This window comes from Phenylobacterium sp. T106 (assembly GCF_057219735.1).
Genome location: NZ_JBXVWA010000003.1, coordinates 42,641 through 59,695, shown reverse-complemented (window position 1 = coordinate 59,695; position 17,055 = coordinate 42,641). Strand labels below are relative to the sequence as shown.

18 protein-coding genes are annotated in these 17,055 nt (G+C 72.1%); 4 read left to right on the top strand and 14 right to left on the bottom strand.

Annotated features, from left to right (window positions below; translation table 11 throughout):
- Positions 1-11: 11 nt before the first annotated feature.
- Both AC2D8W_RS07980 and AC2D8W_RS07975 read right to left on the bottom strand, forming a co-directional pair.
- On the bottom strand, positions 12-1,274 hold the full coding sequence (locus AC2D8W_RS07980) for a hypothetical protein (RefSeq protein WP_484671098.1): 1,263 nt from the start codon (positions 1,272-1,274) through the stop codon (positions 12-14).
- A 50-nt stretch (positions 1,275-1,324) separates the two neighbouring features.
- Entirely contained in the window at positions 1,325-2,347 is a 1,023-nt protein-coding gene (locus AC2D8W_RS07975; RefSeq protein WP_484671097.1) for a P1 family peptidase, read from the bottom strand.
- Between the two features lie 135 nt (positions 2,348-2,482).
- On the opposite strand from AC2D8W_RS07975, the gene ggt reads away from it, so the two are divergent.
- Positions 2,483-4,198 (top strand): gamma-glutamyltransferase, encoded by a 1,716-nt coding sequence (ggt, locus tag AC2D8W_RS07970; protein WP_484671096.1) that lies wholly within the window; start codon positions 2,483-2,485, stop codon positions 4,196-4,198.
- 135 nt (positions 4,199-4,333) lie between these two features.
- Here ggt and AC2D8W_RS07965 read toward each other — a convergent pair whose 3' ends face one another.
- From AC2D8W_RS07965 to AC2D8W_RS07950, 4 genes are read right to left on the bottom strand one after another with little or no spacing between them, the layout of a single operon-like run.
- Positions 4,334-5,809, bottom strand: a complete 1,476-nt coding sequence (locus AC2D8W_RS07965) for a sensor histidine kinase (RefSeq protein WP_293479211.1) — start codon at positions 5,807-5,809, stop codon at positions 4,334-4,336.
- 53 nt (positions 5,810-5,862) lie between these two features.
- Positions 5,863-6,909 carry a quinone-dependent dihydroorotate dehydrogenase gene (locus AC2D8W_RS07960; protein WP_484671095.1) on the bottom strand — a complete coding sequence of 349 codons (1,047 nt, stop codon included), beginning with the start codon at positions 6,907-6,909 and terminating at the stop codon, positions 5,863-5,865.
- Complete coding sequence (locus AC2D8W_RS07955) at positions 6,906-7,244, bottom strand: DUF952 domain-containing protein (RefSeq protein WP_484671094.1); 339 nt, start codon at positions 7,242-7,244, stop codon at positions 6,906-6,908. The genes AC2D8W_RS07960 and AC2D8W_RS07955 overlap by 4 nt, the downstream gene beginning before the upstream one ends.
- A complete protein-coding gene (locus AC2D8W_RS07950; protein WP_484671093.1) occupies positions 7,241-7,738 on the bottom strand; it encodes a SixA phosphatase family protein in 498 nt (165 codons plus the stop codon). The genes AC2D8W_RS07955 and AC2D8W_RS07950 overlap by 4 nt, the downstream gene beginning before the upstream one ends.
- 101 nt (positions 7,739-7,839) lie before the next feature.
- On the opposite strand from AC2D8W_RS07950, the gene metX reads away from it, so the two are divergent.
- Complete coding sequence (gene metX, locus AC2D8W_RS07945; protein WP_484671092.1) at positions 7,840-8,997, top strand: homoserine O-acetyltransferase MetX; 1,158 nt, start codon at positions 7,840-7,842, stop codon at positions 8,995-8,997.
- A 1-nt stretch (position 8,998) separates the two neighbouring features.
- On the top strand, positions 8,999-9,697 hold the full coding sequence (metW, locus tag AC2D8W_RS07940) for a methionine biosynthesis protein MetW (protein WP_484671091.1): 699 nt from the start codon (positions 8,999-9,001) through the stop codon (positions 9,695-9,697).
- A 209-nt stretch (positions 9,698-9,906) separates the two neighbouring features.
- On the opposite strand, the gene AC2D8W_RS07935 is transcribed toward metW, so the two are convergent.
- From AC2D8W_RS07935 to AC2D8W_RS07925, 3 genes are read right to left on the bottom strand one after another with little or no spacing between them, the layout of a single operon-like run.
- Positions 9,907-10,659, bottom strand: a complete 753-nt coding sequence (locus AC2D8W_RS07935) for a hypothetical protein (RefSeq protein WP_484671090.1) — start codon at positions 10,657-10,659, stop codon at positions 9,907-9,909.
- Between the two features lie 17 nt (positions 10,660-10,676).
- Positions 10,677-11,021 (bottom strand): P-II family nitrogen regulator, encoded by a 345-nt coding sequence (locus AC2D8W_RS07930; RefSeq protein WP_293483947.1) that lies wholly within the window; start codon positions 11,019-11,021, stop codon positions 10,677-10,679.
- Positions 11,022-11,066: 45 nt separating this feature from the next.
- Complete coding sequence (locus AC2D8W_RS07925; RefSeq protein WP_293483949.1) at positions 11,067-11,825, bottom strand: class I SAM-dependent methyltransferase; 759 nt, start codon at positions 11,823-11,825, stop codon at positions 11,067-11,069.
- 67 nt (positions 11,826-11,892) lie between these two features.
- On the opposite strand from AC2D8W_RS07925, the gene gloB reads away from it, so the two are divergent.
- Complete coding sequence (gene gloB, locus AC2D8W_RS07920; protein WP_293483951.1) at positions 11,893-12,654, top strand: hydroxyacylglutathione hydrolase; 762 nt, start codon at positions 11,893-11,895, stop codon at positions 12,652-12,654.
- Between the two features lie 86 nt (positions 12,655-12,740).
- On the opposite strand, the gene AC2D8W_RS07915 is transcribed toward gloB, so the two are convergent.
- The 5 genes from AC2D8W_RS07915 to AC2D8W_RS07895 all read right to left on the bottom strand — a co-directional run bounded on the left by AC2D8W_RS07915 (position 12,741) and on the right by AC2D8W_RS07895 (position 17,018).
- On the bottom strand, positions 12,741-13,343 hold the full coding sequence (locus AC2D8W_RS07915) for an SMI1/KNR4 family protein (RefSeq protein ID WP_484671089.1): 603 nt from the start codon (positions 13,341-13,343) through the stop codon (positions 12,741-12,743).
- Positions 13,340-13,762 carry a DNA/RNA non-specific endonuclease gene (locus tag AC2D8W_RS07910; RefSeq protein WP_484671088.1) on the bottom strand — a complete coding sequence of 141 codons (423 nt, stop codon included), beginning with the start codon at positions 13,760-13,762 and terminating at the stop codon, positions 13,340-13,342. The genes AC2D8W_RS07915 and AC2D8W_RS07910 overlap by 4 nt, the downstream gene beginning before the upstream one ends.
- A gap of 471 nt (positions 13,763-14,233) precedes the next feature.
- The gene (locus AC2D8W_RS07905; protein WP_293483955.1) at positions 14,234-14,968 is read right to left on the bottom strand and encodes a DUF4908 domain-containing protein; all 735 of its coding nucleotides are present in this window, start codon (positions 14,966-14,968) and stop codon (positions 14,234-14,236) included.
- An 88-nt stretch (positions 14,969-15,056) separates the two neighbouring features.
- Positions 15,057-15,782, bottom strand: coding sequence for an acetoacetyl-CoA reductase (phbB, locus tag AC2D8W_RS07900; RefSeq protein ID WP_293483957.1), 726 nt, complete (start codon positions 15,780-15,782; stop codon positions 15,057-15,059).
- 60 nt (positions 15,783-15,842) lie between these two features.
- Entirely contained in the window at positions 15,843-17,018 is a 1,176-nt protein-coding gene (locus AC2D8W_RS07895; RefSeq protein ID WP_484671087.1) for an acetyl-CoA C-acetyltransferase, read from the bottom strand.
- Positions 17,019-17,055 lie beyond the last annotated feature (37 nt).

The following is a 17,055-nucleotide window of genomic DNA, read 5'->3' as shown; positions in this document are numbered from 1 at the left end:
TTTCGGCGCCCTCAAGGCCGCGGGATCGGCAGGCCGCCCAGGATGCCCTTGCGAAGGATGTCGCCGGCGGACGGCGGCTTGGGCGGCTGGGCCGGGGGCTGCTGGCCGGACGGCGCGCCGGGGTAGTTCGCCGCGCGGCCGCCGGGCATCTGCGGCATGGCCATGCCCAGCATGCCGCCGGTGGCCGAGCGGTAGCGCACCTTCACGGCCCACTGCTGGTTCCACGTCACCTTGGGGTCCGCCGGCCGGGGCGGGTGGACGAAGTTCGCCTCGCCGCCGTAGGCCACGAGCTGCACGAGGCCCGCGCCCTCGGGCATGGCGTCGAGCACCTCCTTGGGCACCTTGCAGGCGCGGGTGGCGGGCCCCATCAGGGTCTTGTTGGCCACCAGGCGGGTGATCTCGCCGCCCGAGAGGTAGTCCGGCATCTGGAAGCCCGCGGCCTGGGTCTCGGACGAGGTCCACATCACGACGGTGTCGCGTCCGCCGCCCACCGCGGTGGCGAGATAGGCCTGGGCGTTGCCGACCAGGTTCCAGCCCAGGTCGACGCCGCCCGCGGCGTTGCGGGCGTTGGTGTTGAGGTTGAGCGGGCCCAGGAAGTCCTGCTCGGCGTTCAGCATGAAGCTGATCTCGGGGCTGTAGTTGCCCTGGATGGTGTGCGGCCCCACGAGCGAGCCGTTGGACGGCACGGCGGTGCGCGTGCGCTCGTTGGGCCACTCGCCGTAGGTGCGGTTGCGGCCGGGCGCCGGCGGCTGCATGGGGCGGAAGTCGATGCCGCGGAACGCATTGGCGGCGGCCGCGGGGTTGGAGGCGAGCTGGGCGAAGTCGATCACCACCGGCTGGCCGGGCCTGGCGCGCTCGCCGCAGCCCCAGAAGATCAGCATCTTGCCGCGCGGCTTCTGGTACTCGCGCGGGATCTGGCCCGGCTCGCCCACCGGCGTCGGCGCGGTCTTCGGCGTGAGCAGCGGCAGGCTGGCCCCGGCCTGCAGCGCGCTGGGCGGCAGGTGCTCGGCCTGCGGCGCGGCGGCGGTCTGGCTGGAGCCGAGCTGAAGGGTGAGCGACTTGTTGGCGCCGCCGCCCCCGCCCATCATCATCCGCATCATGGCGCCCGCGTCGGGCTGGCCGCCGCCGCCCATGGCCGGCATCCCGAACCCGGTCTGGGTCTGGGCGCTCATCCAGTAGACGGCCACGGGGCCGGTCACCTTCTGCTGGGCCGTGGCGGTGGACGCGAAAGCGGCGACGCCGGCGACGAGGGCGAGCTTGAGACCCGGACGCATGGGGGAACTCTCCTGAAACAACCCGTTACGCGAAACTAGCAGGGGGCCACCTAGGCCGGAAGGTCCCGCCAGCAGGACACGTACGCATCCGGCCACGGCGTGGCTTCAAACACCCCCCGCGCGACGGCCCGCGCGAGCACGTCGGCGGCCAGCGCGCCCAGGCGGGCGAGCGTGTAGGGCGCGGGCTCCGCCAGCGGCCGCGCGGCGGTGGAGAGCGCGAAGACCACGTCGCCGTCGAACGGCGCATGGACGGGCCGGATGGCGCGCGCCAGGCCGTCCTGCGCCATCACCGCGAGCCGCTTCGCCTGGGCGGGCGTCAGCGCCGCGTCGACCGCCACGCAGGCGATGGTGGTGTTGCGCTGTTCGGAGGGCCGCTTGGCCGGGCCCCAGGCGTCGGGGGGCCCGGCGAGCCCGCCCGGGCCGAGGCCGCCGAACTCCGTCCCCACCTCGAACGGCGCGGCCCAGAAGGTCCGGCCGCCCGGCGCGACCACCGAGCCCCAGCTGTTGACCGCCACGATGGCGCCCACGGTGTAGCCGTCCGCGGTGACCGCCGAGGCCGACCCGATCCCGCCCTTCAGCGTCCCGGCCATGGCCCCGGCCCCCGCGCCCGCCGTACCGAGGGCGAACGCCGGGCCGGCCGACTCGACCGCGCGGCGGCCAAGGTCGCGGTAGGGCGGCGCCTCGCCCCAGCCCTTGTCGCCGCCGTTGGCCACGTCGAACAGGATCGCGGCCGGAACCACGGGCGACTTCGGGATGCCCTCCACCAGGCCGAAGCCGCGGCCGCGCGCGCCCAGCCAGGCCGTCACGCCGTCGGCCGCCGCGAGGCCGTAGACCGAGCCGCCGGAGAGGACGACCGCGTCCACGGCGTCGACCAGGTTCTCGGGCTGGAGCGCGTCGGTCTCGCGCGTCCCGGGCGCCCCGCCGCGGACGTCGGCGGCGCAGACCGCGCGCGTGTCCGGCAGGATGACCGTGACGCCGGTGCGCACGGCGAGATCCTCGGCCTGCCCCACCCGCAGGCCCGCCACATCCGTGATGAGGTTGCGCGGGCCCGCCCCCGCCCCTGTTCCGACCATGCGCCGACGTCGCACGAGGCGCGGCGCCTTGTCCACGCGGGAACGGCCGCCGGGATGGACGCCGGCCTGGGCTCGTGATTTGTGGCGTCTCCCGCCGACCACGCGCGCGAAGCGCCCGAGGAGCCTGCCCGTCCCGTGAAGCCGTCGTTCCTGCCGCTCGCGCTCGCCGCGCTCCTGTCCGCCTGCGCCCTGCCGCACGCCTCCACCGCCCAGCCGCCGAAGCCGGCCGCGGCGCCCGCCGGCGCGAAGGCCATGGTCGCCGCCGCCAATCCGATGGCGGTCGAGGCGGGGCTGAAGGTGCTGCGGGCCGGCGGCACGGCGGCCGACGCCGCGGTGGCCGTGCAGGCCGTCCTGGGCCTCGTGGAGCCGCAGAGCTCGGGCCTGGGGGGCGGCGCCTTCCTCGTCTACTACGACGCCCGCACGAAGGCGGTCACCGCCTACAACGGCCGCGAGACGGCGCCCGCCGCGGCGACGCCCACCCTGTTCTACGGCGAGAACGGCCAGCCCCTGAACAAGGGCGCCGCGATCGTCTCGGGCCGGTCGACGGGCGCCCCCGGGGCGGTCGCCATGCTGGAGATGGCGCAGAAGGCGCACGGCAAGCTGGCCTGGAAGGATCTGTTCGGCGAGGCTGAGCGCCTGGCCGACCAGGGCTTCCCCGTGCCGAACCGGATGGCCGCCGCCGCCTCGAGCCGCGCGCCGCAGGCCGCCCAGCCCGATGCGCTGAAGTACTTCACCAAGGCCGACGGGACGAAGATCCAGGCCGGCGACATCCTGCGGAACCCGGCCTACGCCGCCACCGTGCGCAAGATCGCTAAGGAAGGCTCGAAGGCCCTGCTGGAGGGCGAGATCGCCGAGGCCATCGTGGCCAAGGTCCGCGAGGGCGCCATGCCCGGCGCGCTGAGCCTGGCGGACCTGAAGGCCTACAGGCCCAAGGCTTCCCCCGCGTTGTGCCGTCCGTACCGCGTCTACGTCGTCTGCCTGCCGCCGGCCCCGGCGGGCGGGCCGGGGGTCCTGGAGGCGCTGGGCATCCTCGAGAACACCGACATCGCCCGCCACCCGAACACGGTGGAGGGCTGGTACCTGTTCAGCCAGGCGAGCCGGCTGATGTACGCCGACCGCGACCGCTACGTCGGCGATCCCGACTTCGTGGAGGTGCCCACCGAAGGCCTGCTGGACCGCGCCTACGTGGCCGAGCGGGCGAAGCTGATCGGGCCGGTGGCGGCGGCGACCGTCGCGCCCGGCAAACCCCGCGGCGCGGGCCCGCGCGCCCCGGACGCCACCCGGGAGGTCTCGGGGACGAGCCACTTCGTCGTGGTCGACCGGTGGGGCAACGTGGCCTCGATCACGACGACCGTGGAGAGCGTCTTCGGATCGGGCCGGATGGTGGGCGGCTTCTTCCTCAACAACCAGCTCACCGACTTCTCGTTCACGCCGACCGACCGCGACGGCGCCCCGGCGGCGAACGCGGTGGCGCCCGGCAAGCGGCCGCGCTCGTCGATGTCGCCGGCCATCGTGCTGGACCGCGAGGGCCGCTTCGTCGCCGCCGTGGGCTCGCCGGGCGGCCCCTCGATCCTGGCCTACACCCTGAAAGCGCTGGTGGGCGTGCTGGACTGGAAGATGCCGATGGCCGACGCGATCGCGCTTCCGAACCTCATCGCGGGCGGCAGCTTCTACGCCGCCGAGGTCGAGAAGTTCTCGCCCGAGCTGCGCGCGGGGCTCGAGGCCAAGGGCGTCAAGCTGACCTCGGGCTTCGGCGCCGAGGGGTCGGGCCTGCACGGCGTCGAGGTGACCCCGCAGGGCCTGCGCGGCGGCGCCGACCCCCGACGCGAAGGCGTGGCGCGCGCGCCGTAGTCGACGGCTGGATGCTGAGGCGAGGCGGCTAGAGCGCGTTCCGAAAAGTGGGGACCGGTTTTCGGAACGCGCTCAAACTATTGATCTAGAGCCTCATTTTCCCGTTCAGACGGTTCCGTCTGAACGGGTGAGGCTCTAGGCTGCGGCCTTCGTCCGGCGCGGGCGGGGCCGCGGGCGCGGCGCGTCGGGAAGCCGCAGTTCGAACACCGTGCCCTCGGGTCCCGTCACCGACAGCGTCAGGTCCCCGCCGTGCCCCTGTGCGAGCTCGCGCGCGATCGCCAGCCCGAGGCCGGTGGAATCGGGGCGGCCCGAGCCGGCGAAGGGCTGGAACAGACGCTCGCGGATGCGCTCGGGGACGCCGGGACCGTTGTCGGACACCCGGATGAGGCTGGATCCCCCCGCGGTCTCCAGCGACACCTCGATGCGCCCCGGGGACTCCCGGCCGTCCTGGTGCTCGATCGCCTGCCGGGCGTTGCGCAGCAGGTTCACCAGGATGCGGTGCAGCTGGTCCGGGTCGGCCGTGACCTGGTCGGCCGCCGCGACCTTCGAGACGAGGCGCACGCCGGAGTCGGGCAGGCGCGCCTCGGCCGCGGCCTCCTTCAGGGCGGGGGCCAGGCGCACGACCAGGGGCTCGGGCGCAGCCTCCTCGGTCTTGCCGTAGACCAGGACGTCGGCGGCGAGCTTGACCGCGCGGTCCAGCGCGCGCTCCAGGCGCGGCAGGGCCTGGCTGACGGTCGGATCCTTCGACGCGGCCAGCCGCTCCGAGGCGAGCTGGGCCGAGGTCAGCATGTTCTTCAGGTCGTGGTTGATCTTGGCCACCGCCTCGCCCAGGGCCGCCAGGCGCGCCCGGGACTGCAGGGCCGCGCGCAGGTCCGCCTGCATCCGGTCCAGCTCGGCTTCCGCGCGGCCGATCTCGTCGCGACGGCCCGAAAGCTGGATGTGGGCGGCCGGATCCTCGGGATCGGCGCGGAAGCGCTCCATCGCGAAGGTGATCCGTTGCATGGGCCGGACCAGGAAGAGGTTCAGCGCGAGATAGACCACGAACCCGGCCAGCGCCGACACGCCCGCCACGATCGCCACCAGCCGCCAGAGGTAGCTGGCCAGCGCCCGCTTCAGCTCGGTGTCGCTGGCCACGAACTCGATGAAGTCGGCCTCCTTGCGGAAGCGGGGCTCGGCGACGACGCGCACGCGGCCGCCCTCGCCCAGCAGCGTCTGGAACGGCGCGAACAGGGCCAGCCCGGCCGCGCGGGGGCGCAGGTCCACCACATAGGGCGCGCGCGCGGGGCGGTTGGCGGCGAAAACGAGGCTGCGGGCCCCGTCGATGGAGACGGCCACGATCTCGACCCCCGCGCCCTCCAGCAGCTGGGTCTTCAGCTGTTCCGACACGACGCGGTCCGGAGCGACCTCGGGCGCGAGGGACGCCAGCTCGGCGGCCCGCACCCGGTCGAGCAGCCACTGCTGTTCGTAGGCGGCCATGGCGGGCGGGATCGCCATGGCCCCGCCCAGCGCAGCGAACACGACGGTGAGGACCAGCAGGCGAGCGGAAAGGCCGCCGGGCCAGATGAGGCGGCGCCTGATCCGCTCGAAAGCCTCGCTCGGTCGCTCCGCCATTGTCCTTTCGACTTAATGCGCCACGCGGCCGGCGGCTAGACTGCGCGGTCGAACTAGCGGGCGCCCACCGCTTCGGCCACGGACAGGAAGCCGTCGGCCTGCAGGAGGGCGGCCAGGTCGCGCTTGATGTGGCGGACGAGTCCGGGACCCTCGTAGGCCAGGGCCGAATAGAGCTGCACGGCGGCCGCGCCCGCGCGGATCTTGGCGTAGGCGTCGGCGCCCGAGCCGATTCCCCCGGCGCCGATCAGGAGGAAGCGGCCGTCCGCGGCGGCGTGGAACCGCGCCAGCACGGCGGTCGACAGCGCCATGAGCGGCGCGCCGGACAGGCCGCCGGTCTCGTCCCTGTGCCGGGACATCAGGGGCGGCCGGCTGACGGTGGTGTTGGAGACGATGACGCCGGCGAGGCCGTGCGCGGCCACGGTGTCGGCGATGGCGCCGATCTCCTCGTCCTCGAGGTCGGGCGCGACCTTCAGGAACATGGGGACCGCCACGCCCTGCGGGAGGCTGTCGGCGGTGGCGATCAGGCGGCCCAGCAGTTCGTCGAGCGCGGCCCGGGTCTGCAGCGCGCGCAGGCCCGGCGTGTTGGGCGACGAGATGTTGATCGTGAAGTACGAGGCCATGCCCCAGAGCCGGCGCAGGCCTGCGGTGTAGTCGCCCAGGCGGTCCTCGGAGTCCTTGTTCGCCCCCAGGTTCGCGCCGACCACGCCCGCGCCCCGCCGCGCGAGGCGGGCGGCGAAGGCCTCGAGCCCCTCGTTGTTGAACCCCATGCGGTTGATGACCGCCCGGTCCTGCCAGAGCCGGAACAGCCGGGGACGCGGATTGCCGACCTGGGGCCGCGGCGTGACGGTCCCGCACTCGACGAAGCCGAACCCTGCGGCGAGCATCGGGCCGAAGACCTCGGCGTTCTTGTCGAAGCCGGGCGCAAGCCCGATCGGGTTGGGCAGCCGCAGCCCGGCGAGCTGCGTCGCCAGGATCGGCGGGTCGGCCGGCGCGCGCGGGCCGAGCCCCGCCTTCAGCCCTCGGATCGCCAGGCCGTGCGCGTCCTCGGGGTCGAGGCTGCGCATGAGGCGGGTGGCGAAGCCGTGCAGGTCGGCGGTCATGCGAGCGACGGGAGTTGCGGCGCGCCGTCGGCGCCCAGCGGCGCCTCGTGGACGCCGCGCACGAGGCTCGCAGGCAACGCCCCGTAGAGGTGCGGAAAGAGGTCGCCGCCGCGGGACGGCTCCCAGCGCAGCGCGTCGCCCAGATCCTCGCCCTCGACCTCGAGCACGACCAGGTCGGCGATCCCGGCGAAGTAGCGGCGGGCGGTCTCGCCCGCCTGCCGCGCCGTGGAGAAGTGGATGTAGCCGTCCGCGTGGTCCACCGCAGAACCCTCGAACCGTCCCGCCGCCTCAGCCTGCGCCCACTCGGCGCGGGGCAGGATCTTGTAGATCCTCAATGATGCCGCCCGGGGAAGAACAGCCCGTCGTAGTGCGGGCGGCCGTTGTCGTCGAACAGGAACACCGCCGCCGCGGCCGGCGGGAAGTTGCGCTGGGCGCGGCCGATCAGGGTCTGCGGCGCGCCGCCCTCCTGCAGCAGCTGGATGGTGAGTTCCTGCAGGCCCGGATTGTGGCCGACCACCATCACGATGCCGCGGCCCTCGCGCGCGGCCTGGGCCGACCGGCGGATGGTCACCGAGTCGGCGTGGTAGAGATGCTCCTCGACGCGCGACTGCGCCGAGGGGAACGCCCCCTGCATCGAGGCCCAGGTCTCCCGCGTCCGCGCGGCGGGGGACACCAGCACCACATCGGGCGAGAAGCCGAGCGACGCCAGATGGGCGCCCATCTCGGCCGACTCCTCCACGCCCCGGGGCGCGAGCCGCCGGTCGAAGTCGTCGCCGCTGTCGGAATCCGGTTCGGCCTTGCCGTGCCGGAAGAGGATCAGCCGATCCATGGACGCTCCCTACCCCGGAGGTTCATAGCCTAGGCGCGGGCCTTCGCAAGCCATTGACACCCCCATTGACACCGTGGGGGGCGCGCGGTCCAAGGCGAGCCATGACGGCGCAGGGCCCGATCCAGGCGGACATCGAGGTGGGCGGCGGGACCTGGCGGTTCCCCGCGAGCCGTCCGCTGCGCCTCGATTCGGGCGCCCAGCTCGCGCCGCTGGAGATCGGCTACAAGACCTACGGCGCCCTGAACGCCGACAGGACCAACGCCGTCCTGGTGTGCCATGCGCTCTCGGGAGACCAGCACCTCGCCTCGACCCATCCGATCACCGGCAAGCCCGGGTGGTGGGATCGGTTCGTCGGACCCGGCAAGCCGCTGGACCCCGAGCGCCACTTCATCGTCTGCACGAACGTGGTCGGCGGCTGCATGGGGACCACCGGCCCCGCGTCCATCGACGCCCGGACCGGCCAGCCCTACGGCCTCAGCTTCCCGGTGATCACCATCGCCGACATGGTGCGGGCCCAGGCCATGCTGATCGAGGCGATGGGCATCGAGACCCTGTTCGCGGTGATCGGCGGGTCCATGGGCGGCATGCAGGCGCTACAGTGGGCCGCGGACTACCCCGAGAAGATCTTCAGCGTGGTCTGCATCGCGGCCGCCGCCCGCCACTCGGCGCAGAACATCGCGTTCCACGAGGTGGGCCGCCAGGCGATCATGGCCGACCCCAACTGGTGCGGCGGGGCCTACCTGGCGGCGGGCGTGCGGCCCGAGAAGGGTCTCGCGGTCGCGCGCATGGCCGCGCACATCACCTACCTCTCGGAGGCGGCGCTGCAGCGGAAGTTCGGCCGCGAGCTGCAGCGCGACGGCCTGTCGTGGGGCTTCGACGCCGACTTCCAGGTGGAAAGCTACCTGCGCCACCAGGGAACCAGTTTCGTCGACCGTTTCGACGCCAACAGCTACCTCTACATCACGCGCGCGCTGGACTACTTCGACCTGGCGGCGGGCTACGGCGGCGTGCTGGCCCAGGCCTTCGTGCGCGCCCGCGACGTGAAGTTCTGCGTGCTCAGCTTCTCGTCCGACTGGCTCTATCCGACGTCGGAGAGCCGCGACATCGTCCGCGCCCTCAACGGCGCCGGTTGCCGCACCAGCTTCGCCGAAATCGAGACCGACAAGGGCCACGACGCCTTCTTCCTGGATGAGCCCCTGCTGGACGCGACCCTGAAGGGCTTCCTCGGCGCCCAGGCGCAGGCGCGGGGCCTTTCCTAGCGTGCGCGAGGATTTCGCCGAGATCCTGAAGCTGGTGCGCCCGGGCGCCCGCGTGCTCGACATCGGCTGCGAGGACGGCGAGCTGCTGGAGCTGCTCACCCGCGAAAAGCAGGTGGACGGGCAGGGCCTGGAGATCAGCCCCGAGGGGGTCGCCCACTGCGTAGCCCGCGGCCTGTCGGTCGTGCAGGGCGACGGCGACCGCGACCTGGACCACTTCCCCAGCCGCGGATTCGACTACGCGATCCTGTCGAAGACGCTGCAGCAGATGCGCGACCCCAAGCACGTGCTGTCGGAACTGCTGCGCATCGCCGAGCAGGCGGTCGTCTCGGTGCCGAACTTCGGGCACTGGAAGGTCCGCTGGGCTCTGCTCTCCCGCGGCCGGATGCCCGAGACGGGCGTGCTGCCCGAGCCGTGGTACTCCACGCCGAACATCCACCTGTGCACGCTGCGCGACTTCGTCGGCCTGTGCGACACCCTGGGCCTGCGCATCGACGCCTGCGCCTCGCTGAGCGGCGGCAAGCCGGCCCGGCCGATCGACCCCCGCGCGCCGATCGAGAACTGGCGCGCCGAAACCGCCCTCTTCCTGCTGAGCCGACGGGCCGAACCGTCGACGGGCGCCGCGCCTCCGCAGAACCTCTTCGGCGAGGTGGAGCTGCCCAGGCCCGAAGCGCCGCCCGCGAAGAAGCCCCGCCGGCGCTAGGCGGGGCGGCGGGGAGCCGGGCCTGACGCGTGCGGTTCCGAGTGAGGCGCTCTCCTTGCGGCTGTCATCCCGGTTTCCGTGCAGCGGAACACCGGGACCCATAGACTCCGTGGGTCCGGAAAGAGCTCGGCGGCGACGCTCGCGGGCGCCGCCCCCGCCATCGAGAGGGTGGGTCGGTTCGAGGGTGAGGCCGAGCCTCCCGCCGCCCCTCACCGGACGCGGATCGTCTGCGTGCGGCCGTGCTTGAGGATCAGGCGGCGGAGCTGGATGGCGACCGGGCCGCGTGGGGCGGGCGTGACGAGGTACTGGCGGCCGGTTCCGCCGAGGTAGCTGAAGGGGTCGTTCGAGATCAGCGTGAGGCGCAGCACCTCGCCCGTGTCCTGGCGCAGGGCGAAGGCCTCGGGATAGTCCACGTTGAAGTCGGCGACGGTGACGCGCACCTGGCCGCCGGCCGGGCGCCGGCCCCAGGTCTTCACGGCGTTGGTCAGGCTGGCGACGATCATCGCCCGCATCTCGGCCTTCAGCGGCGTCTCCGGGTCGAACCTCGGCCCGCACGCCGCCGGCAGTTCGAGCCGCAGGCGCTCGGTGCGGCCGCCATAGACGCGCCGGCGGTCACGCTCGTAGGCGGGCTCGCCGCGCAGGAGATCGATGTTGTAGCCCGAGCGCTGGGTCACCACCGGGCCCGCCGAGCGGCCGACGAGGACGTAGCTGTCGGCCCATTTGGGCGTGCGCGGCACGGCGCGCATGTCCTCGCTCCAGGCGTAGGCCGTCGGGCCGGCGAGGCGGACGTCGACGGTCACGGTCTGGCCCAGCCGGGCGTAGGGATCGCCCCACCAGACGCGGCTGAAGCAGACGTGCCGCCTCAGCGCCTCGGCGACCTGGCCGGTCGTGAGGTCGGCCGCCGCGGCCGGCGCGCCGCCCACGACCCCCAGCAGCAGGACGGCCGCAGCCCAGGCCCGCAAGATGGCTCGGAGCGTCGTCAGCCCGCGATCGCCGCGGCGTCCTGCTCGCCCGTGCGGATGCGCAGCGCCCGCTCGAGGTCCAGGACGAAAATCTTGCCGTCGCCGATCTTGTTGGTGTTCGCGGTGGACTGGATGGCCTCCACCACCGCATCGGCGATGTCGCTCGGCACGGCGATCTCCAGCTTCACCTTGGGCAGCAGCTTCACCTCGTATTCGGCGCCCCGGTACACCTCGGTCTTCCCGCGCTGGCGGCCGTAGCCCCGCACCTCGGTCACGGTGAGGCCCGAGGCGCCGGCCTCGGTCACCGCGTCGAGCACGGCGTCGAGCCGGCTGGGCTTGATGACCGCGATGATCAGCTTCATGCGACCTGGCCTCCGAACCAAGAGCGGGTTTGTCGGACCCTAACGCTAAGGCCTTCGTCGCCGACGCGCCAGCGGTCCTCGCGAGGCGGCGGTCACGCCGGGCGCGGGCAGCAGCACCGGGCGCGGCGCCCGGACGCGGTGACCCTGCGGCTTGACCGCGAACGTCTGCTTGACCGCCTCCATCAGCAGCAGGCCCGCGAAGCCCGGCCAGAGCCGCGATCCCGCCTGCTCGAACCCCTCGGCCCAGCCGGCCATCCAGCCCACGGGCGGCACGTACAGCGCGCGGGTCCAGCCCGAGGGCTCCAGGTCGGCGTCGCGGAGCAGTTCGGCGAGCTGGCTTCGGGTGTAGGGGCGGCCATGGCCGAAGGGCGTCTTCTCGGTGTTGGCCCACAGGCCGTTGCGCGAGGCCACCGTGATGATCGCCCGGCCGGACGGTGCGAGCACGCGCCAGACCTCGCGCAGGTAGCCGACCGGGTCGGGACTCTCCTCCAGCCCGTGGACCACCAGCACGCGGTCGAACAGCGCGTTCTGGAACGGCAGCGCGTCCTCGGGCGTGAGCGTGGCGAGGTTCGGCGCTTCGGCGGGCCACACCTCCACGCCCTGCTGCGCCGGCATTCCGGCCACCACGCGCCGGGCGGTCGCGCTGAGCGGGCCCACGAACGGCGTCGCATAGCCCAGGGCCAGCAGGTCGAGGCCGTGGGCGTCGCCCCAGGCTTCCAGCAGCTTGCGCTCGACCATGGCGCGCGCGGCCCGGCCGAGATCGGAGGCGTAGAACTGGCGAAGCTCGAGCACGTCGCGACGCATGCGCCCTGGCTAGGCTCGACGGGCGCGCTCGACCAGCCTAAATCGTGTGCCGCCCCCGGAGCTTCCCATGCCGCTGACCGTCCACCAGTTCCCCTGCCTCTCCGACAACTACGGCTTCCTCGTGCGCGACGAAGCCACCGGCAAGACGGCCTGCATCGACACGCCCGAGACCGCGGCGATCCTGCGCGAGCTGGAGACGCTGGGCTGGGAGCTGGACATGATCCTCAACACCCACTGGCACCCGGACCACGCCGGCGGCAACGCCGACATCAAGGCGGTCACGGGCTGCACCATCGTCGGGCCGCAGGAGGTCACCCGCATCGCCCCCCTGGATCGCGAGGTCGGCCAGGGCGACGTGGTCGAGCTGGGCGAGACCCGATTCCGGGTGCTGGACACCGGCGGGCACACCCTGGGTCACGTGAGCTTCGTGGACGACGCCGACCGCATCGCCTTCGTGGGCGACACCCTGTTCGCCCTGGGGTGCGGGCGCCTGTTCGAGGGGACCGCCGAGCAGATGTGGGAGAGCCTGCAGCAGCTGGCCGCCCTGCCCGACGACACTACCGTCTACTGCGCCCACGAGTATACCGCCTCCAACGCCCGCTTCGCGCTCTCGGTGGACGAGTCCCAGGCCCTGAAGGACCGCGCCGCCCAGATCTTCGCGGCCCGCGAGAAGGGCGAGTGGACGGTGCCCACCACCATCGGCCTGGAGAAGGCCACCAACCCGTTCCTGCGCGCGCCGGCCCTGGCGGCCAAGGTGGGCGCGGCGGGCGCCCCCGACCACCAGGCCTTCGCCGCCGTCCGCGAGGCCAAGGACAACTTCAAGGGCTGACGCATCAGGGGCGCAGACCTCGGGGCCGATGGGCGCTCGCGACGGCCAGAGGGGATGTCGCAAACGTGGCCGTCGTCGCGAGCGCCCTAGAACTGCTCGCGCTTCGCCATTGGCGAACGCCCAGCCCTCCCGAAGCTGCCCATCCTCCAACTCGCCTGGACGGTGAACGGCGGGTCCAGACTGGAGACAAAGAAGGGCGGGTCCCAGGGCACGAGGTCGGGGAAGGACTCAGGCCTTAGCGTGCCTGTCGCCAAGCCGCTGAGAAAGTCAGTAAGGTCGCAAGCGATCAACTCGATGCCGGCGTTGTCGTGATCATGGATCGCGATCGTCCAATCCCGCGGCTCGCCACGCATCAGCCAGCAGAGTTCATCGCCGTTATCGGTGCCCCCGAACGGAAGAAGGCCGCCCTTCTCCGGCCACAGGGGATAGGGGACCTCGCCGACTTCGCGCATGACTTTGCAGACCCGGGACGCCTGATGCTCCAGTCGGACGTTTGGATTCCTCGATCGCGGAAGGTTTACGCTCAGGAACTGCATGAAATAGCAGTGCCCGTAGAGCCGAACGAAGTCCTTGTAGTCCGGTGGAAGGGCCGTCTGAAGTTCGCGCTCGAGGGGCTCCCAGGGACCCAGGAACGGCTCGCCGGGCCGCTCGGGCGGCGGCGCGGCGGCGATGAGGCGCGCGATACTCACCGGCGCAGGCCAGAGGGGTTTGCGATGACCTTCGCCGTGGAGCGCCGAGAGCCGCGGGCTGTCATGAGAATCATGCCAGGCGGCTTTGCGCCGCCACGACCGTCGTAGATCGGTGTCACTGAGTACTCGACCACTTCCCCGGACCTGGCCCTGCGAGCCACATCGTTCTCGAAGACCTTCATGTGGCTGTTGTTTGTGGGATCCTGACGCAGGGTCACGAAGTTTCGACGGTCGTTGTATGACCCGTCCAGCTGAGCGGCGTGCAGGTGACCGCGCGCCTCACGGTACCTCCGGCCATCGCCCTGCCAACCGGGTGGCTGAATTCGGCGGTCGGCCCTTCGCCCCGGCCCCACCATGTCACGCGTGACGAATGCACTCGTGCCCTGTGGATTCCCAAACGCGTCAAGCTCACGATACATTATCGGCTCTCGCGGCAGATGAGGCGGCTCCGGTGCAGAGCGCCTCGGGGGAGGCCCACTACGCGGGAAGCCGCCTCGGGGCGCACGTCCGGTCATCGCCGTATCGGCGAGACCTACGCCGACGAGGGCCGCGTCCCTGGTGCTTTGCTGAGCCCCCAATGCCGTTGCCGCTAGGTACCCGAGACTTCCACTGACCACCTCGCGAAACGGTCATCCTCAGGCTCGGCGAAGCCTGGCGAAGGGCGCTCAGCAGCAGGGACGATGATGTGGGGAAGCTGGAGAACGGGTGAGGGAAAACGCCACCAACGCCGGGAGGCGGCATACGAGGATCTGAAGACGATCGCGCGGGTGCGCGCGGCGACGGCTTGACCATGGATTTCCTCGACGTGTGGCCTCATGCTGAGAAGCCCAAGAGAAAAGGGTCTCAGAAAAAGGCCGTTTTGTCAAGAACAGAGACGGAACATTGTCCCCCTACCGCCCCGCCGCGACCTGCATGATGCGCTTCGACGACGGGCGGCCCGCGAGGCCCTGGGACGGGGCGACGACGATGCGGAGCACGCCGTCCTTGAGGGTCACGGTGGGCTTCTTGCCCTCTTCGAACCGCACGATGTTGAACTGGCCGAAGACGCTGCGGCCGCCGCGGCGTTCGGCCGCCATGCGGATGAAGGCGAGGCTGGTGACGAGGGCGGCGTCGCCCACCAGGGCCGAACCCGCGGGCGTCACGCGGCGGGCCTCGAAGACGATCGTGCGCCGCGCCACCCGGCCCGAGCGGTAGCTGGCCTGCAGGAGCCGCTCGCCGAGGGCGCCGGGGCTCAGCGGCGCGAGCCGCAGCGGGAAGCCGCCCCCCGCCAGCGAGACGGCCTCGCCGTTGGGTCGTTCGTCCGAGAAGAGCGTGAGCCCGCCCAGGCGTGTGGCGCGCAGGACGGGCTCGCCCAGTTCGTCCTTGTAGATCACGTCGCCCCGGGGCGCGGGGCTCGGGGCCAGCACCCACACCTCGGGGCTGTCCTCGAACTTGAGCATGGGGGTGGGCTGGGTGCGGTCCAGGACGAAGACCCGGCCTTCCTCGGACACGAAGCGGGCGACGGGCGGGCCGGCCACCTGGCCGCCGGACCGCCTGGCCAGGCTGTCCCGCAGGCGATCGACCGGGCCGGCGTCGGCCGCCGCGGGCGCGCCAAGCGCCACGGCGCCCAGCAGCGCCGCCACCATGGCCCTCCTCGACGCCGTCCGCTCACCTTTCATGACAGGTCAGCAGATGCCCGTGGATCGGGGCGTTTTTTCGACGCGGCGAGGGCTTTCACCCGACCATGTACTGTCCGCCGTTGAGGGATAGCGTCGCCCCCGTCACATAGCCTGCCCGTTCGCCGGCCAGGAACGCGACCATGTCGGCGATCTCGTCGCCGGTCCCGAGTCGGCCCACAGGAATCTGCGCGACGATCCCTTCCAGAACCTTTTCGGGGACCGCCTGCACCATCTCGGTGTCGATGTAGCCGGGGGCGATGCAGTTCACGGTGACGCCCTTGCGGGCGTTCTCGAGCGCCAGCGCCTTGGTGAAGCCGATCATCCCGGCCTTGGCGGCCGAATAGTTGGTCTGCCCCATCTGGCCCTTCTGGCCGTTGATCGACGAGATGTTGACGATCCGGCCCCAGCCGCGGTCGCGCATGCCCTCGATGACCTGCCGGGTCATGTTGAAGAGGGAGTCCATGTTGACGCGGATGACCTCGCTCCACTGCTCCGAGGTCATCTTGTGGAACACGCCGTCGCGGGTGATGCCGGCGTTGTTCACCAGCACGTCGATGGGCCCGAGCTCCCGCTCGACGGCCTCGGCGGCGTGCTTGCAGTCCATGAAGTTGCCGACGTTGCCCTTGATGACCATGGCGCCGGTCTCGCGCTTGAGCGCCTCGGCCGCGGCGTCGTTGCCGGAATAGCCGGCCGCCACCTTCATCCCGTCGGCGCACAGCCGCTCGACGATCGCCCGACCGATGCCACGGGTTCCGCCCGTGACCAGCGCTACCCTGGCCATGCCGTCCTTACCTCCCTGCGCAACTCATCCCCGGGGGCGGTTGGTCCGCCGCTCGGACAATCAGACTTTCTCGACGCACATGGCGACGCCCATGCCGCCGCCGACGCAAAGCGTCGCTAGACCCTTCTTTGCGTCGCCGCGGTTCATCTCGTGCAGCAGCGTGGTCAGGATCCGGGCGCCCGAGGCGCCGATGGGGTGGCCGATGGCGATCGCGCCGCCGTTCACGTTCACCTTCGCCGGATCCAGCCCCAGCTCGCGCACGACGCACAGGGCCTGGGCCGCGAACGCCTCGTTCGATTCGACGAGGTCGAGGTCGCTGACCTTCCAGCCGGCCTTCTCCAGCGCCTTGCGGCTGGCGGGAATGGGACCCGTGCCCATGATCTCGGGCTCGACGCCCGCGTGGGCCCACGAGGCGATCCGGGCCAGCGGCTTCAGCCCGCGCTTCTTGGCTTCCTCGGCGCTCATCAGCACCAGGGCGGCCGCGCCGTCGTTCAGGCCCGACGCGTTGGCCGCGGTGACCGAGCCTTCCTTGTTGAACGCCGGCCGCAGGCCCGCCATCGCCTCGATCGTCGCGCCGTGACGGATATACTCGTCGTCGGCGACCACCGTGTCGCCCTTGCGGCCCTTGATCGTCACCGGGACGATCTCGTCCTTGAACTTGCCCGCCTTCTGCGCCGCCTCGGCCCGGTTCTGGGAGGTGACGGCGAACTTGTCCTGGTCCTCGCGGGTGATCTGCCAGCGGGCGGCGATGTTCTCGGCGGTCTGGCCCATGTGGTAGCCGTGGAAGGCGTCCCACAGGCCGTCCTTGATCATGGTGTCGACGAGGGCCAGGTCGCCCATCTTCTGCCCGCCGCGCAGCTGCTGGGCGTGGGGCGACTGGCTCATGCTCTCCTGGCCGCCGGCGATGACGATGTCGGCCGAGCCGTCGAGGATCTGCTGGGCCGCCAGCGCCACCGCGCGCAGGCCCGAGCCGCAGAGCTGGTTCAGGCTCCACGCCGGAGCCTCCACCGGGATGCCGGCGTTCACCGCCGCCTGGCGCGCCGGACCCTGACCGGCGCCGGCCTGCAGCACCTGGCCCATGATGACTTCCTGGACGTCGCTGGCCTGGATGCCGGCCCGCTCCACCGCGGCCTGGATGGCCGCTTTGCCCAGGTCATGGGCCGGCAGGCCGGACAGCGCGCCGTTGAACGAGCCCACCGGCGTGCGGGCGGCGGAGACGATGACGATGTCGGTCATGGTTGATCCCGAAGCTTTTTTCAGACGGCCCTGCCTT

Excerpts from the sequence above, each read along its gene's own strand:
- AC2D8W_RS07975 (WP_484671097.1), bottom strand. The coding sequence starts at position 2,347 with ATGGTCGGAACAGGGGCGGGGGCGGGCCCGCGCAACCTCATCACGGAT.
- AC2D8W_RS07950 (WP_484671093.1), bottom strand. The coding sequence starts at position 7,738 with ATGGATCGGCTGATCCTCTTCCGGCACGGCAAGGCCGAACCGGATTCC.
- gloB (WP_293483951.1), top strand. The coding sequence starts at position 11,893 with ATGCCGCTGACCGTCCACCAGTTCCCCTGCCTCTCCGACAACTACGGC.
- AC2D8W_RS07965 (WP_293479211.1), bottom strand. The coding sequence starts at position 5,809 with ATGGCGGAGCGACCGAGCGAGGCTTTCGAGCGGATCAGGCGCCGCCTC.
- AC2D8W_RS07895 (WP_484671087.1), bottom strand. The coding sequence starts at position 17,018 with ATGACCGACATCGTCATCGTCTCCGCCGCCCGCACGCCGGTGGGCTCG.
- AC2D8W_RS07905 (WP_293483955.1), bottom strand. The coding sequence starts at position 14,968 with ATGGTGGCGGCGCTGCTGGGCGCCGTGGCGCTTGGCGCGCCCGCGGCG.
- AC2D8W_RS07910 (WP_484671088.1), bottom strand. The coding sequence starts at position 13,762 with ATGTATCGTGAGCTTGACGCGTTTGGGAATCCACAGGGCACGAGTGCA.
- metX (WP_484671092.1), top strand. The coding sequence starts at position 7,840 with ATGACGGCGCAGGGCCCGATCCAGGCGGACATCGAGGTGGGCGGCGGG.
- AC2D8W_RS07930 (WP_293483947.1), bottom strand. The coding sequence starts at position 11,021 with ATGAAGCTGATCATCGCGGTCATCAAGCCCAGCCGGCTCGACGCCGTG.
- phbB (WP_293483957.1), bottom strand. The coding sequence starts at position 15,782 with ATGGCCAGGGTAGCGCTGGTCACGGGCGGAACCCGTGGCATCGGTCGG.
- AC2D8W_RS07960 (WP_484671095.1), bottom strand. The coding sequence starts at position 6,909 with ATGACCGCCGACCTGCACGGCTTCGCCACCCGCCTCATGCGCAGCCTC.
- AC2D8W_RS07980 (WP_484671098.1), bottom strand. The coding sequence starts at position 1,274 with ATGCGTCCGGGTCTCAAGCTCGCCCTCGTCGCCGGCGTCGCCGCTTTC.
- AC2D8W_RS07925 (WP_293483949.1), bottom strand. The coding sequence starts at position 11,825 with ATGCGTCGCGACGTGCTCGAGCTTCGCCAGTTCTACGCCTCCGATCTC.